Genomic DNA, 14,491 nt, shown 5'->3' on the forward strand with positions numbered 1-14,491 from the left:
TCTTAAGCTCAGCTATGAAAAACCTTTTAAAACAATATAATTACAGTGACTTATGATAGATCATTTTTAAAACCCTAGCTCACATTTCGTTAGCTGTTGATCCCTATAGTAGCCATCAGAGATTAATCTTGCAGCACTCTTACACTCGTATACGGTGTATTCGCCCTCATAAATGTCCTTGCAATTTTCAAGTTGAGTGTACTTGTCCATGCTCTTAGGAATCGATCTAATGAGACTGCTACATTGAGAGAAGTTAGATTGCCCCTTAATCTCTTTAAAACAACTAGCAACCTTATCCATATAGATAATATCAAAAAGCGTTGCATGAGATAGACACTCTTGAAGCGTGTAGCTACCCTTAAATTTATCAAAACATTTTTGCTTGTCAGGATTAGTGCCTGTTTTTGATGCTTCAGAACAGTCTTTGAATGTTTCTACATAAGCAGGAAAAGTGAGCTTACTAAAGGTATAGTCAATATTTTCATCTTCTTTATCACTTACTTTATTAACAAGAGTGAATAGGTAGAGCTCTTCTTTTAGCTTTTTGAGTTTATGTCTTACGTTTTTAAAACTTACTTCTTTAATTTCATCTAAATCTAGATTTCCAGAATCATCTGTTGTTGCATATTGATACAAGTTAATAAAGTTATTATCTAGTGAGACTATTTTTGGTTCACCGGCTTCATCAATTCTTACAATTGCAAACTGAATTTTAAACTGTGTTTTTGGTAAGTACTCTACCCTTCCATTGATTTTTATATTTATGTCACTACCATCAAAATCAATATCTGACTTCACTGATACTTTAGGAGATATAGTTGCTGGAACTTTCGGCTTAATAAGCTTCAATTTTTTCTTTAGCTCGACGGCCATAATTTCAGGGGCCCCATAGAGTTTATTAATATACTCAATGGAAATTGTTCCATACCCATTACTTCCCCAGCTTTTTCCATAGCTATTTTTGAACTTAAAAGTTTTATCTTTTAGGTTATAACCTGTAATGACGATGGAGTGAGCAAAACAATGATTAGAAATATTGCATTCATCTCTTAGCCTCGTATTATATTTGATTTCTCCATTTTTCGAACTAAGCATTATGTCATCGTTAATTACGATATTAACAGATACTGGCCGTTTATTTTTAGCGAGGTATGAAATAATTAGATCAGATCTTTGATTTTCATAATCGTCTATATCAGTGATTTCTAAATTATTACCTAATGAGATAATTCTATTTTTATCGACAACGCTATTATGGTGGTAGCATTCATAACCAGATGATCTAACAGGGGCGTCTTCCGAGCATGGCATGCCTGGGGAGAACCAGCTTTGCTGGTAAGGTAGATCCTGCTCAAAAGTGATCCCATACTTTTTTGCTGCATAAAGATTCCTAATGACACTCGAGCCCTCTTCTAATTCTCCATAACGAGCATAGTTCTTGGTAGCATAAATCATAAATTGTTCTGAGATATTTATCTCAATATTATGTTGTTTGATGATTTCACTTTCTAATAAAGAGGTAGTACTAAAGAATGTACATGCCCCTCGATTTCCTTGATTTTTAACTGAAGACTGAATGCTACTTAAATCCAGTGAAGCCGGAATTACAGACTCACCCGCTATTGCGAAATTGCAAACAGATAACTGCAAGAGCAAAACTTTGAATAAAAATAATGAGTGCTTCATAATTCCAAACTTTTTAAAGAGTTGTATCAGTAATTAGATACAGCAAGACAGAAGCCAGTTTTTGCAAAGAAGTGGGCTTTTGAGGTGTGGATAATCAGTTAGTTATGGGTTGTTGGTTAGGAAAAGTGTTGAAAGAATTGTGAGTGTACAAAAATTGGCCAGCATTAAGCTTTTACGCGGTAGATGCCAGCCTTTCTCTCCATTAGCTTCTCTGCAATGAACTCACGTCTAATGGTACAAAAGTCTTCGTTATACTTTTCAATCCTTTCGTTAACTTCAGCTTCTGTGTAATCACGGCCCTTTTTAAATTCTTGTAAGAGATGCTTTAAAATAACGAGTCGTTTTTTACGTTGTACAGGGATCGACTTAAGCACACCATTTTTAAAAAATGACTTGATGATCTTCTGTTCATATTGAACTTCATTTTCATCTTCGTTTGAAATTGAAACCTCTAAAATTGAACTTAGGATATTCTTATCAAGCATCTTCTTTTGTAGTGAGAAGACTTTGTAGTACTGCTCCTTGCGCGACTTAATAAGTCCTACAGCTTCAAGCTTTTTCAAGTGATGCGTAATCGTTCCAGGAGACAGAGAAAGTCTTTCTGCAAGAACTTCTGCATAGAGATCTTTCTCTGCCAGGCTTCTGATAATACTTAATCTCGCCTCATCACCTAAAACTTTAAATACGTTCGCAAGACTCATCTCTTAACCTTCGCCAAGGGATGCGCGCATTTCTTGCACAGATGGAAGAGATACGATCCACTCAAATGTACTAAGCTTAACCATCGCCTTATCTGCATCTTCATCACGTCCAAATCTGATGTCTTCGCTATAGCTCTGTGACCAATCACGGTACATAAGTTTTGTCGTCTTGATGAAATTAGCAGTCGTAGCATTTCCATAAAGCTCTTCCATAATTTCAAAAACATTCTCTCTAATCTTTCTTTCAACGTTGATATCGATTTTTCCTCTTGAAAGGTTCGATGCCTGCTTTGAAAGTTCTTTCAATTCATCTAAAAAATTCATTTTTACCTCCTGAATCTGTTTTGATACTTGTCAAAATAGACTCAAGAAATAGAAAGGTCAACATTTATTTTAATATTTATCAAATTAGATTTAAAACCAGTATATTAAAACATATGCTATTATACCTAAATGAAACTAACTTTCTTCTCAGACACGCATAATCGCCATAGCGAAGTTCCCTTCGAATCAGGGGATTTCCTCTTTCACACAGGAGACTTCACTCGCCGAGGCTCGCTGGAAGATACGAGAGCATTTGCAGAATTTGTAGCAGGCCTTGATTTTAAACACAAGATTGTCATCGCTGGCAACCACGACTTCTGCTTTGATGATGAAAGAAAGGAAGAGGCCGAAGCAATCTTAAAAGACAACGGCATCATCTACTTAAATGATTCAGGAATTGAAATTGAAGGATTTAAAATCTGGGGCTCACCGATTCAGCCGTGGTTTCATGACTGGGCATTTAACAGACACCGAGGCCCTGAGATTCGAGAACATTGGGACTTAATCCCAAATGATACTGACATCCTCCTCACCCACGGGCCACCTCGCGCCGTGATGGACTTATGTGCAAATGGCGAACGTGTCGGATGCACAGACCTGCTCAAAACTATCCAACGAGTCCAGCCTCGCGTGCATGCCTTTGGCCATATCCACGAAGGTTACGGTACTGATATTTTTGGTGGAATCATATTCGTTAACTCTTGTAGCTTGGATGAGAGTTACAAGTATAAGAATGCACCGATTACGTTGGAGTTAAGCTAACAAGAGATGCTAAAGAATTTCTTTTACGCGTCCAACCTCACCGCTTTCAAGACGAACCTTGATCCCATGCGGATGATAATCTGACTTCGTTAGAATATCTTTTACGATACCTTCAGTAAGGTTTCCTGTTCGCTGATCTTTTTTAAGAACAATGCGTACCTTCTCACCGATTTCAATATGGTCTCTTACGTTGCCTTCCATTTTATTCCTTTTATAGTCTTACCTTAGCTTCCTTAAAAGTGATTTTAACAGGTTGTACACATAAAAACCTTAATTTATTGGAAAAGTTATTAAGTGTTAGCTTTCTAACGGCCTATAAAAATTCTTCAAAATGAATGAAACTAATCATAAAAGTAGGGATAATCAATACAAATATTTGTCATTAAACATTACATAGATGATAGGAGAATATAATGAGAATGTTATTAGTTACACTTCTTGTCCTTGGAAACTTTTTAAGCTTTGCTGGTGAGTTTACTCCAATGTCTACGTATGACGTTTGTGACTCTCAAGATAGCTCTTGGACAAGTCAATCTAGTGACGGTTATGAAAAGTGCATGGAGATCGTAGATGTTGGATTCTTTGATCGAAATGCTGTGGCAGTATGTTATGCCATTTCTGAAAGTTGGAGCTCGCAAATTGGCGAAGCTAATGATTGCCTTTCATTTATAAAGAATAAAGAATTTGAAAATTCAAGACAGCTTGAATCTTGTTACAAGAAGGTCAGCTGGTCATCTAGAGCAGGTAGTGCCTTAAAATGCTTAAAAGAAAGTAAATATATAAACCTGTAAGCTTGAAGGTTCTTAAAAGATTCCTGGATACTTTTCGGGATGCGTCCCAGCATCCTAATTCTCCGACGCAATCTCGCGATTCGTCTTACACCAATCCACCTTCTTCTTCGTGCCGCCGTCATATGCATAGGCAAGGCCATTTTTAAGAAGATAGTATGACAGGGACTGGCCATCGATTTTCACATCGGCCACCACGCGAAAGTACTTACCTCTTTGCACATTCTCTAGATCAATGCGCTTGGCGTGCTTTAAAAGATTCGTCACAATTTTCTTCGCATCTCGTCCCTTACTCTTCTCGCACGCATTCTTCGTTCGAATCTCCGGCGTATCCACCCCACTCACTCGCACATTGATTCGACTTCCAATCAGCGGATGCACATTTGGAATATCAAATGTCACCGTGTCCGCGTCGTAGTTCTTCACATATTTTACGCAGCGAAAGTTCTTGGCGTCATGGGTGCAGTCGGATGTTGCTAGTGTTGTTAGTTGGAAAATTGAGATTAGGAGTGTGAGGGTTATGTGTTTCATACGTGGCGTATCGGATAAATGCGAGTTTTTGTTTAACCAATACGAAGAAATAGTGGAGGAGGGGAATTCCGGTAAGTAGAAGAATATATAAAAGCAATTAGCCTAGGTACTACAAAAAACTACACATTCAATAAGTTTAATTCGCTAAAGTATTCAGTTACATGTGTACGAAAAAGCCACGGCATTTCATTCGTTTCTTTCCAGTACCTAACCAGAGAAGTCACTGTAGAATTTTGTATATGATGACAATCCCTCATTACTCTCAAAAGTTTAAGAGTTGACCACATTTTCACATCAAATTCCATTCCCAACATTGTCATATCTTCATCATCAGTTACGACTGGAATATTTAGAACCTTAGCAACTGCCAAGGCATCACAGTCAACAGGGCCGGGTGGTAACTTATCTTCAATCTGGGAATTTTCCCCGCCTTCATATTCATAGTTTTGTGATGCTTCCCATATATGTTCAAAAATATTATCAATCTCTTTTTTCTGTTTTTTACTTCTAGAAATACGACGATCACGATTTCCTTCGTATTCATTTGATTTTGCCCAATAAAATTTTGATTTCAGTCTTCTACTTTTGTAGTACTCTCCTTCAAAACCATCAATAATATATAAACAGTATTTCTCTTCTCCAAACTCTACATTAAGTAGAGGGTGGATAGTTTGAGCTAATCGAAAATATGAGTTTGAATCAATAGATACTTTACTTTGTGCCATCGGAAATCAACTCTCCCCATAACTCATGAGCATCAGTAATAGATATCTCCAAAATATCTGCAATAAACTTAGGAGTGGTTGAAGTATTACTCGACAAGTATCTTTTGAGCATATCGAAAAAGTTTGAATGAAACACATCTTTGCAGGCTAGAATATAATCTTTTGAATTAGGAACTTTTTCTCCAAACAAAGCTTCGCTTATTGACTTATACTGGCCGTTAAATTTAGTTGTTCCTCTATATATAATTCTTTCTGCCTCTAAATTTAAAGAGTCTAAATTATTAAATCTAGCAAATTTTTCAACCTCTTTATAAATTGTAATCGGTGATATTACATACTTCATAGCAATTTCCTTAATAAGGTCTACTTGCTTCCACTTGTCAGAAACATTGACCAAGTCATTATATGCTTTTTCCGACATCTCTTGACTAAATAAGAGTGCGCCAGCAAAAGCATCTGCAAACTCTTCTCCTTCCTCATACCCCATATAAGGTGCCTTAGAATGGCCTAACTCATGAGCCATCCAAAACAAGAAATCAAATGGTTTGGAATCTAGATTAAGGTACACCCAGTTTGTATTTGATTCAGGCAACAATACATGTGTCCCCTGTTTCTTACTCTTTCCCCATAAGACTGGGACTATCGTTGTATGAAGTTTTTTAAAATGATCTATCATATCCTCATACTTTATTGGATCACTTTCTGTCTTTATTTCGTCCCTAACACTCTTAGCAACCTTTTGCACATATTCATAATCCAACTTCGGTTCAGACAACACAGGTGCCTTACTTAAGGTATCAATTGAAACGTAAGGTACTAGCCTTTTTAAAAGTGAAGCAACATACTGAAAACTATTCAAGTCCCTCTCTGTAATCGAAAAGTTCCCACTTTTTCTAAATGCAACCTGAGGACCTTCCACATTTGACTTTATAACGAGATTCTTAAAATCAATTCCCAAGTACTCACCTAACTTTAATAAATGCTTTGGTCGAGGAAACTTATCAGGTTTTAACCAAGAGGAGACACAGCCTTTTGTAACATCAACATTCTCAGCAATATCAACTTGAGAGATTCCCCTCTCAAGCATGACATCGCTTATTAATGGTAAATTTAAACGTTTTTTCATGACTGTATCCATACACTAAAATGTACACCAAAGTCAACGCTAGTCTTCTTTAGTATACTAAAGTTTACACTTATTCTCTTCGGTGCTCAACCATTAAAGATTAAGCCTTTGATAATTTAAGAAGTTACAATCACTTAGGTCATTTAAAGAGGAAATCATTACGATAGTAATTTCAGCTAACTACACAGTTTAATGTTATACTTAATTCCCTATAAAGCTAGTCAGCAAAACTTCAATTGATCGGTTGAAAATTAGAATCTTGCCTAGAACCTTTTTTAAAGCAATAACTGTGAGCATAGACCGAGCCACTAGAACTAATCAAAATTGGAAAAAAGGACCTCGTTCATTTTCAAGTACTTTAAATATATAATTTAAAATAAGATTCATTTTTCAACAAAGAGCGCCAATATGAATATTTATGATCTGGAAGACAAATTCTTTTTACATGAGGAGTTTCATGGTCACAGCATCTTTAAAAACGTCTTTCCCACTGAGTATGCAGAACTCTATGAGCTTCTAGATAACTTTCAGCTGTTGAAGAGTGAAATAATAACACCGGGCGGTCGAAAGTCTCCCATTGCTCAAAGGTTCGATGACGCTCTTTACGCAATTGGTTGGGAAGAAAAACAATTTAGAATTGAAATGAATATTGACGATCATGAAATAGAAACTCCAACACATCAAATTGATTACTATAAAAATAGAGTTGGCGTAGAGCTAGAATGGAACAACAAAGACCCATTTTTTGATAGAGACTTAAATAACTTCAGACTACTTCATAGCATAAAAGCTCTCTCAGTTGGAGTTATTGTTACAAGAGCTACTGAGCTACAGCAAATTTTTAATGGTCTAGGCAAAGGAAGTTCATACGGTGCTTCTACAACTCATATAAATAAGCTTATGCCTAAAGTTCATGGGGGAGCAGCAGGAACTTGCCCTCTTTTTATTATTGGAATAAAACCATCATGTTATGTTGATGATATGTAGTATAAGAATTAAAACTTAAAACAGTTAACTATACCTGCTACGTCCACGCCCACTTTTCTAATATAGATTTGCATTATTTTAACTATTTCGATCTTCCCATAGTCATCCCCCGAATGTGGACAATACCTTTATTTAGGATCAACGTTGCTCAACTGGCCCAGAACTCTTGAATCGAATTGCTGATTAGTAGCTCTGGTAACTGGTCCTTTTTCTTTATGCATAGTTATCGAATAAAACCAGAGATAGGCAATACACCTAGTTTAAACAATAGGAAAAATTTCCTCAATTCATGTTAGATATCTGTTCATATAGAATTAGATAAAAACACTGGATAGTAAATGACCATTCGCTTAAATGATAAAGTTATCGAAATTTTAAAAGATAATCACCCTGAAAAACTTACGGCACGAGAATTAGCAGAAGTTGTTGCCAAAATATACAATGATGAACTTAAAGGAAAAGTAAACAAAAGCAAAAACATTTCAAATCACCAGGAACTAATTAATCAATTAACCCGAGAGATAGGGTCTCGTACCCCTCTTATAAAAAAGAAAAATGAAAATGTAAAAACAACTGAAGGTCGTCCTAGAAAATACTTCTACAGCGAACTTAGTGAAAATCAAGAACTAGCTGCTCTCGATAAAGAAAAGTCTAAAAAGTCGATCCCTTTAGAGAAAGACCTCTACCCTCTTCTTAGTGAATACCTTCATCTACAACACAATACTAGCTCTAAACGCATTAACGAAAAAAGATCTAAAAATAGTAGAGGTAAAAATGGTAATAAATGGCTACATCCAGACATTGTAGGTTTTGAAGACCTTAGTACGGACTGGTGCGAAGAGATTAGAAAATGTTCAAAATCACACTACGACAAAAATGTAAGCATGTGGTCATTTGAGGTTAAACGATTAATAAATTCTACAAATGTTCGAGAAGCATTTTTTCAAACAGTATCAAACTCTTCCTGGGCAAACAAGTCATACCTTGTTGCAGCAGAAATAAGTGAACCTGCACTTAAAGAACTAGGGATCTTGACATCTGCACACGGGATAGGCTTCATTCTTCTAAATTTAGATAACATTGCAGAGAGCCAGATACTCCTCCCTTGTAGAGAAAAGCAAGACATCGACTGGGACTCATGTAACAAGCTCGCTGTAGAGAATATCGAGTTTAAAAACTATATAAAAGAAATTAGAAAGTTCTATCAAACAGGTGAGTCATCAAAGTCTTTCTGGGACTTTTCATGCTCTTCTCTAGAAGACTCTTAGAGCACGAAAACCTTCTCAAAACCCATTAATTTACTAATTTAGGACACATTGTAACTAAGTACTCTTTGATTTTATTTGATTTGTGACCAGCTCTCCCCATAGTTGAGTGATCATAATCAACCTCTCTAACACTTGATTCCATACCATTCTCTTCAGCCAATTTAAGAATATTAGCCAAACTAATCATGCCTGTATCAGCATAAGACAAAACTAGAGTCTTGCCATTATCAGAAGAAGACTGAATTAATTTATTGAATGCCTCTTCTACATTTAATCTTTGACAAAATGGAGATTGGTGTCGGTCTGTCCTATATCGCCCTTTAAACTTTGGCATCATATAATCATAACGAACCAAGCTTTCAGTAGCATGATAAAATCTTGAATAATGAACAAATGAGTACGGAGGGTCTGCATAAATAACATCATACTTTTTAGATAACTCTCTATCCTCAAGAACTTCTTCGAAATCTAAAGATACTGCTAAGTGCTTTCTTTCGGGTGTAAAGCTATGAAACTCTACAATTTCTCTGAATTTCTTTTCGAAGTAAGACCAAACACTTTTATCTCTATACAGGAAAACATCATTGATAGATTTAACATCTTTTAGGTCCCTAAACATAGCAAAATGCCCAGTACCACTCGAACAGTAACTATGAGCATATATTAGTGCAGACAAAGCCATATTTCTTTCCACGTTGTTATTTCCAAACACCTTGTCTATAGCATATCTCACGGAGTCTATATCCATTGTTTGCTCTGTACTGAAATATGTTTCAGCAAACAAAAACATCGTTTGAAGATATGGGAACTTAGATTTTCGCTCTCTTAAAATATACTCACTATAAAGATAGTTTTGCTCTTCTGTCTTGCCTTTGAATTTATTCAATGGAGAAGGAAATGATTCAACGAACTTTATATATTTTTTTCTCTCTGAATCTTTCCAACCTTTCTTCTCTATTGAAACAAAATCATTAGAAATTGAAAGGGTCTCAGAAAACATTGTACTAAGTTTATTTTTATTCTTTTTAAAACACTTTTTTAACTCTACTAATGAAGACTCAATATCAAAGTCTAGCTCTATACTTGATGCCGTTATAAGACCATCACAAATTACAGAGCTATAGTTTTGAATATCATTTGAAATAATATTATATTTATCTTTTAAATAAAGTCCTACTGATCCAGTACCTGCAAAAAGATCTAATACACCATCACCGGACCTTGCCACCTTACCAATCTCTTCTCTGATATCTGGAAGCAACTCTCTTTTACTTCCCATATATTTCATGATGTGAATATATTTGTCATCTCTACGCAGCGCAGCTCGCCTCTCTGCATTAATTGTAGTGTTTTCTATCATTTGCTCTCCGTAAAAAGATAGTATCCAATATACAATGGTCAGTAAATTTAAAATTAAGTAATGCAATATTCAATATCACTAAATAAAACCTAAGTGTTTGATTTTTTAAAAAGAAATAAAAACATTATTTAAATAATGAGAAACTTAATCTAAAAAAATTAGAAAAATTACATATAAAAATAAAGTGTTTTGAGACGGAGATCGCTAAATAGAATCTTAGTTTCTTAAAGGATTAGCAAATGAACCTTTATTTGTAATAGAGTTTTATAGATTAAATGCAAACTAGCCTGATAAAAACCTAAGTCTCATCAAGCTAGTTTAACTTATATATTTAAAGCCTATGAAAAAGCAGAACAACAAAAAAAGAGCAAGGATTAAGCGAACTTTTCATTTAGCATTTCCCATAACTTAGTAGCAATCAACTTTTGCCTATTTAATATCTCCTCCTCTGACCAAGAATCGGTATATAAATTTAAAAACTCTTCAACCATCTTAAATCCAGACTTTTCATAAACTTTAACCTTATCAGAAACTGAAGAGTTTCCAGCTAACTCATTTAATTCTCGAGATAAAGGCATCAAGTTTCCTAGGATACTAAATTCATTCGGACAGTCAACTTTACCGACGCTTTCAGGATATATATGCTCAATAGAGGAATCTCTTAAGAGAACCTCATTTGTTCCAACTAGATGATTCTCAAGTCTTTCAAAGATATAGGAAATAATTTTTCCATATTTAGTCTGCTTTTTAGAGTACGTTATTTTCAACAGATTCGCCTCGAAATTTTCAAAATCCGGAAGTTTTCGCATTAGCGCTCTCTTGAGCTCTAAGAATATAGGCTTATAATCACTCTTCTTATTCATTTTAAAGACCAAAATTGCATATTTACTATACATTTGATCTAACCCTGAAGGCCTTTTTGAACAAATAGTACTAAACATAAAATGAAAATTTTCTAAAAGAACAAAAGTTTCATTGAGGTCCGTTATTTTAATTTTTCCATTATTAAAAGAAGATAATAATGCCAATAGAAAACAACTAGCTTGCTGAATTTTAAACAAGCGAAGTGCTTTTAGAGAATGAAACACTTCTTTTCCATTACATGCTATCCAATCGTCTAGCTTTGGGCTTATTATCTTAGAATAATTCGCCGCCTCACTTTCTAAAACGGAAAGAAAATCTGCCGAGTTGATCTCTCCTGACTTCATTCTTGACTTAAAAGACTTATAAATCTTACTTTCAGTTCTACACTCAAACCTTGACAACCAAAAATGTCTGAAAAACCGATCTAAAGAAACACTATTTTCTCTTGACTGAAGCTCCCCCCTGATTCTTCCCCAAGAAGTTTTTGCAAAATCATCGGGATGTTCAATTTTTAAATCACGAAATAAATCGTTCTTTATCAAGTCCATTATTGAAAGCCCCATTCCTCTTGCATTAAGAGTTTCATAAACATCATAAGCCTGATCTTCAGTAGGAACAGTTACAAAAATGACATTCAGCTCTAAGAGCTGATCCCTTATAGACTCTACAAGTTCTTTATAGCTATGACTTCCTAATCCCTTCTGCGAGAATGTTTTTTGAATATTTTCAAAACCCAACTCCTTCATATAGAAATCATAAGCATATTTTAAAGCTTTCTCTTCATCACCATCTGGTACTTCTGTTTTTTTATCGATATTTTGGATATTTGTCTGAAAAAATGGCCTTGAGATTTCATTTTCTAATTTAAAAAATGGTTTATTTGCAACAGTTTTTCCCTGAATAAACTCATAAAGCCCTTCCGCCTCATCTTCCCATTCATTCTTCTTAAAAGTCTCTACTAATGCAGACATTAGGATTGTTATTGTGGTCAACCTTTGCTGCCCATCTACAATTTGAAGCTCTTCAGTATTCTCATCTCCAATCAGTACAAGAGAACCAATAAAATAACTCGTAGGGCAAAGTTTCCCATCCTCCACACGGATACTACTAATAAGATCAATCCATAGCTCTGCTAATTGCTCCTTCCCCCAAGAGTACTCTCTTTGAAATCTAGGAATTAAAAATCTTCTTTTCTTTACAGAAAAAATAGTAGATACATTATATGGAAATGCTTTAAATGACATACTTCCCCCCTTCTAAAGCGAAGTACCACATATAAAAATACAATACTCGCATTAACTTCTTCTTTTAAATTAATAATATTTCCTAATCGACAAATACGCATAAATAATTGATTTAAATCAACTACTTAATAAAACAATATGTTTTGCACTCGAAGTGCCTAAAAACACTCACATTTTTATTTTCATGTAACAAAGAAATAACTAAACAAATATATGATAAAATAGCTTAATGAAATTACTGGAAAAACTTGAAAAATACAGACACTACATTATAGGTACAAGTTTTATATTATTTGCTATTACTGCATACATTTTTTCGTTAAGTAATGAAGTTAGACCTGTTCACACATTCATTGTAGTAATAGGATTAGGTAATATTTTTAAAGTGGAGATTATTAGAAAAGTTTCTGTGTTCCTAGTTGTATTTATAATGATCTATATACCATTTTTATATTTCCCTATGTTTCAAATAGGCTACGAAACTTCATTAACCACACTAGAGCAATCAACCTACACAACTCTTACGGAGGCTTTAGCAATAGCTTTCCTTCTCCTCTTAAAAAATAAATATAAAAAACCAGAAAACAGTAAGTCTATTAGAGAGTAAAAAGATATTCTGCCACATTTGAATGGAGTAATTAAGAGAGATGGTCTCCGCCCATATATCGCCGACGTTGCAACGTCGCGGATGCACAACCGTAAAAATGTGACGTAACAAACAGTCGAAAGCCTTTCCCATTCCTCCATTACCGAACCGTCGTGCATAAATGCACTCCTCTCGGCGTAACTTTTTAATCCAAATGTTGGGGAGGTAGCGGCTCGTTAAAACTCCTAAGGAGCTTTAACGCGCGAGCGCTTGGTGGAGGTGGTGGGATTGCCAAGAACGGCCAAACACAGCTGATAATCGGCGATCACAACAGAAAACGTGTGGCAAAACTAGACCACAATCAAATAACTAACCAAAATCACATAAGGATTTTGGCCTACTGTCTCCTTCATTATTCTAGTGTGGAGGGCAATATTCTACTTTGCCACATATCTGCCACACGAAAAACGGCCTATGGCGACGGTCCTAGAAATATGTCACCGATTTGAATTTAATAACTTATAATTTTTTGAAATTTTTCAGAGATTTTTGAATCAAAATTTTGGGAATCTTGCCACACGGTTTGCCACACGCTCATATTCAATCTTCTTTAATTAACTCTCTAAGGTCTGCATGATCAACATTAGCAATAATATCTAATATTAAAATACATCGCGTAGAGAACTCTTTAGTTCCATAATCTAGGTCTTCCCCATGTAATATATTGTTTCGATTTGGGTAGGCTCTTTCTTCTCCTTCAGGAACTTTTCCAACAATATCATTCGCGATGTAATGCAAGAAACCGTGTTCAGAGAATGACTTTGATAATCCATTGGTACTTTCCCATCTATCGAGATAATTGTTTATTTTCAATTTCTTTTGTAAGTTTCTAATATTTAAATCATCAGAAAAAATATCCGCAAAATAACGTTCAATATGTATTAAAAATATTGGTGTAGACAACAAGAACTTCTCACCCAGATGTGCATCAAGAGCTTGTTCTAGTGCATTTATACGCTGATTTAAAAAGTCTGATGATCTCCATTTCTCTACCATCTCATTGATAATATCGACATTAGAAAGCTCATCAATAAAAAAACCTAACGCAGTCTCATATTCCTGACCGTATTCAATAACTTGAGAATTGAAAACTTTCTGAAATAGATCACTAGATGCAACTATCTGCTCATCATTAATTTTAGTATAAAGCTTTGCGGCAGACTCAAGTGTTTCACCTATTTTCAATAAATCACTAGGATCAAACTTTAGCTTCTCAAGCTTCTTTCTTGTTTTAACGGCTCTAGGATCATTTTCATCAATTTCATTTACTAATAAGAATGATTCGAAAATTTTGCCAAGCAAGGTCAAGAAACACTCTGTTACTTGTTTTCCGACATCTTCAGGGCTTGAGGAGATTTTGATTATACTTCCATCAATAATAAAAGAATCTTTCAAACCTGAAGAAAGAGTACTCTCAACTTCATCTATTAACTTATCTAGTTTTTTCTCTGTATTTTTTTTCATTAAACTTCTAATCCT

General features: G+C 34.9%; 15 protein-coding genes. 5 read left to right on the plus strand and 10 right to left on the minus strand.

Annotated elements, in window-relative coordinates; translation table 11 throughout:
- Positions 1 to 66: 66 nt before the first annotated feature.
- The 3 genes from ACMAYX_RS07965 to ACMAYX_RS07975 all read right to left on the minus strand — a co-directional run bounded on the left by ACMAYX_RS07965 (position 67) and on the right by ACMAYX_RS07975 (position 2,711).
- The gene (locus ACMAYX_RS07965; protein WP_412472263.1) at positions 67 to 1,686 is read right to left on the minus strand and encodes a C1 family peptidase; all 1,620 of its coding nucleotides are present in this window, start codon (positions 1,684 to 1,686) and stop codon (positions 67 to 69) included.
- Between the two features lie 164 nt (positions 1,687 to 1,850).
- Positions 1,851 to 2,387 carry a metalloregulator ArsR/SmtB family transcription factor gene (locus ACMAYX_RS07970; protein WP_103218350.1) on the minus strand — a complete coding sequence of 179 codons (537 nt, stop codon included), beginning with the start codon at positions 2,385 to 2,387 and terminating at the stop codon, positions 1,851 to 1,853.
- Positions 2,388 to 2,390: 3 nt separating this feature from the next.
- On the minus strand, positions 2,391 to 2,711 hold the full coding sequence (locus ACMAYX_RS07975; protein ID WP_103218351.1) for a hypothetical protein: 321 nt from the start codon (positions 2,709 to 2,711) through the stop codon (positions 2,391 to 2,393).
- A 129-nt stretch (positions 2,712 to 2,840) separates the two neighbouring features.
- On the opposite strand from ACMAYX_RS07975, the gene ACMAYX_RS07980 reads away from it, so the two are divergent.
- The gene (locus ACMAYX_RS07980; RefSeq protein ID WP_412471787.1) at positions 2,841 to 3,473 is read left to right on the plus strand and encodes a metallophosphoesterase; all 633 of its coding nucleotides are present in this window, start codon (positions 2,841 to 2,843) and stop codon (positions 3,471 to 3,473) included.
- Between the two features lie 9 nt (positions 3,474 to 3,482).
- Here ACMAYX_RS07980 and ACMAYX_RS07985 read toward each other — a convergent pair whose 3' ends face one another.
- Positions 3,483 to 3,674, minus strand: a complete 192-nt coding sequence (locus tag ACMAYX_RS07985) for a YwbE family protein (protein WP_392992980.1) — start codon at positions 3,672 to 3,674, stop codon at positions 3,483 to 3,485.
- A 212-nt stretch (positions 3,675 to 3,886) separates the two neighbouring features.
- Here ACMAYX_RS07985 and ACMAYX_RS07990 point away from each other — a divergent pair, with 212 nt between their 5' ends.
- Complete coding sequence (locus tag ACMAYX_RS07990) at positions 3,887 to 4,264, plus strand: hypothetical protein (protein WP_392992983.1); 378 nt, start codon at positions 3,887 to 3,889, stop codon at positions 4,262 to 4,264.
- Positions 4,265 to 4,318: 54 nt separating this feature from the next.
- Here ACMAYX_RS07990 and ACMAYX_RS07995 read toward each other — a convergent pair whose 3' ends face one another.
- The 3 genes from ACMAYX_RS07995 to ACMAYX_RS08005 all read right to left on the minus strand — a co-directional run bounded on the left by ACMAYX_RS07995 (position 4,319) and on the right by ACMAYX_RS08005 (position 6,643).
- Positions 4,319 to 4,792 (minus strand): thermonuclease family protein, encoded by a 474-nt coding sequence (locus tag ACMAYX_RS07995; RefSeq protein WP_412471786.1) that lies wholly within the window; start codon positions 4,790 to 4,792, stop codon positions 4,319 to 4,321.
- 119 nt (positions 4,793 to 4,911) lie between these two features.
- Positions 4,912 to 5,517, minus strand: coding sequence for a DNA-binding protein (locus tag ACMAYX_RS08000; protein WP_412471785.1), 606 nt, complete (start codon positions 5,515 to 5,517; stop codon positions 4,912 to 4,914).
- Entirely contained in the window at positions 5,504 to 6,643 is a 1,140-nt protein-coding gene (locus tag ACMAYX_RS08005; RefSeq protein WP_412471784.1) for a hypothetical protein, read from the minus strand. Before ACMAYX_RS08005 ends, ACMAYX_RS08000 begins: the two co-directional genes overlap by 14 nt.
- A 408-nt stretch (positions 6,644 to 7,051) precedes the next feature.
- Between ACMAYX_RS08005 and ACMAYX_RS08010 the strand changes: the two genes are divergently transcribed.
- On the plus strand, positions 7,052 to 7,630 hold the full coding sequence (locus ACMAYX_RS08010; protein WP_412471783.1) for a BglII/BstYI family type II restriction endonuclease: 579 nt from the start codon (positions 7,052 to 7,054) through the stop codon (positions 7,628 to 7,630).
- A gap of 338 nt (positions 7,631 to 7,968) precedes the next feature.
- Positions 7,969 to 8,898, plus strand: coding sequence for an HrgA protein (locus tag ACMAYX_RS08015; protein ID WP_412471782.1), 930 nt, complete (start codon positions 7,969 to 7,971; stop codon positions 8,896 to 8,898).
- A 25-nt stretch (positions 8,899 to 8,923) separates the two neighbouring features.
- Here ACMAYX_RS08015 and ACMAYX_RS08020 read toward each other — a convergent pair whose 3' ends face one another.
- On the minus strand, positions 8,924 to 10,258 hold the full coding sequence (locus tag ACMAYX_RS08020) for a DNA adenine methylase (RefSeq protein ID WP_412471781.1): 1,335 nt from the start codon (positions 10,256 to 10,258) through the stop codon (positions 8,924 to 8,926).
- 374 nt (positions 10,259 to 10,632) lie between these two features.
- Entirely contained in the window at positions 10,633 to 12,366 is a 1,734-nt protein-coding gene (locus ACMAYX_RS08025) for a DUF262 domain-containing protein (RefSeq protein WP_412471780.1), read from the minus strand.
- A 229-nt stretch (positions 12,367 to 12,595) separates the two neighbouring features.
- Between ACMAYX_RS08025 and ACMAYX_RS08030 the strand changes: the two genes are divergently transcribed.
- Positions 12,596 to 12,973, plus strand: a complete 378-nt coding sequence (locus ACMAYX_RS08030; protein WP_412471779.1) for a hypothetical protein — start codon at positions 12,596 to 12,598, stop codon at positions 12,971 to 12,973.
- A gap of 579 nt (positions 12,974 to 13,552) precedes the next feature.
- Here ACMAYX_RS08030 and ACMAYX_RS08035 read toward each other — a convergent pair.
- Positions 13,553 to 14,476 carry a hypothetical protein gene (locus ACMAYX_RS08035; protein WP_412471778.1) on the minus strand — a complete coding sequence of 308 codons (924 nt, stop codon included), beginning with the start codon at positions 14,474 to 14,476 and terminating at the stop codon, positions 13,553 to 13,555.
- Positions 14,477 to 14,491: the final 15 nt, after the last annotated feature.

The sequence above is a fragment of the Halobacteriovorax sp. RT-2-3 genome (assembly GCF_047085075.1).
GTDB lineage: Bacteria > Bdellovibrionota > Bacteriovoracia > Bacteriovoracales > Bacteriovoracaceae > Halobacteriovorax_A.

Bases quoted from the DNA above. Each gene is read 5' to 3' on its own strand.
- ACMAYX_RS07965 (WP_412472263.1), bottom strand. From the start codon at position 1,686: ATGAAGCACTCATTATTTTTATTCAAAGTTTTGCTCTTGCAGTTATCT.
- ACMAYX_RS07970 (WP_103218350.1), bottom strand. From the start codon at position 2,387: ATGAGTCTTGCGAACGTATTTAAAGTTTTAGGTGATGAGGCGAGATTA.
- ACMAYX_RS07975 (WP_103218351.1), bottom strand. From the start codon at position 2,711: ATGAATTTTTTAGATGAATTGAAAGAACTTTCAAAGCAGGCATCGAAC.
- ACMAYX_RS07980 (WP_412471787.1), top strand. From the start codon at position 2,841: ATGAAACTAACTTTCTTCTCAGACACGCATAATCGCCATAGCGAAGTT.
- ACMAYX_RS07985 (WP_392992980.1), bottom strand. From the start codon at position 3,674: ATGGAAGGCAACGTAAGAGACCATATTGAAATCGGTGAGAAGGTACGC.
- ACMAYX_RS07990 (WP_392992983.1), top strand. From the start codon at position 3,887: ATGAGAATGTTATTAGTTACACTTCTTGTCCTTGGAAACTTTTTAAGC.
- ACMAYX_RS07995 (WP_412471786.1), bottom strand. From the start codon at position 4,792: ATGAAACACATAACCCTCACACTCCTAATCTCAATTTTCCAACTAACA.
- ACMAYX_RS08000 (WP_412471785.1), bottom strand. From the start codon at position 5,517: ATGGCACAAAGTAAAGTATCTATTGATTCAAACTCATATTTTCGATTA.
- ACMAYX_RS08005 (WP_412471784.1), bottom strand. From the start codon at position 6,643: ATGAAAAAACGTTTAAATTTACCATTAATAAGCGATGTCATGCTTGAG.
- ACMAYX_RS08010 (WP_412471783.1), top strand. From the start codon at position 7,052: ATGAATATTTATGATCTGGAAGACAAATTCTTTTTACATGAGGAGTTT.
- ACMAYX_RS08015 (WP_412471782.1), top strand. From the start codon at position 7,969: ATGACCATTCGCTTAAATGATAAAGTTATCGAAATTTTAAAAGATAAT.
- ACMAYX_RS08020 (WP_412471781.1), bottom strand. From the start codon at position 10,258: ATGATAGAAAACACTACAATTAATGCAGAGAGGCGAGCTGCGCTGCGT.
- ACMAYX_RS08025 (WP_412471780.1), bottom strand. From the start codon at position 12,366: ATGTCATTTAAAGCATTTCCATATAATGTATCTACTATTTTTTCTGTA.
- ACMAYX_RS08030 (WP_412471779.1), top strand. From the start codon at position 12,596: ATGAAATTACTGGAAAAACTTGAAAAATACAGACACTACATTATAGGT.
- ACMAYX_RS08035 (WP_412471778.1), bottom strand. From the start codon at position 14,476: ATGAAAAAAAATACAGAGAAAAAACTAGATAAGTTAATAGATGAAGTT.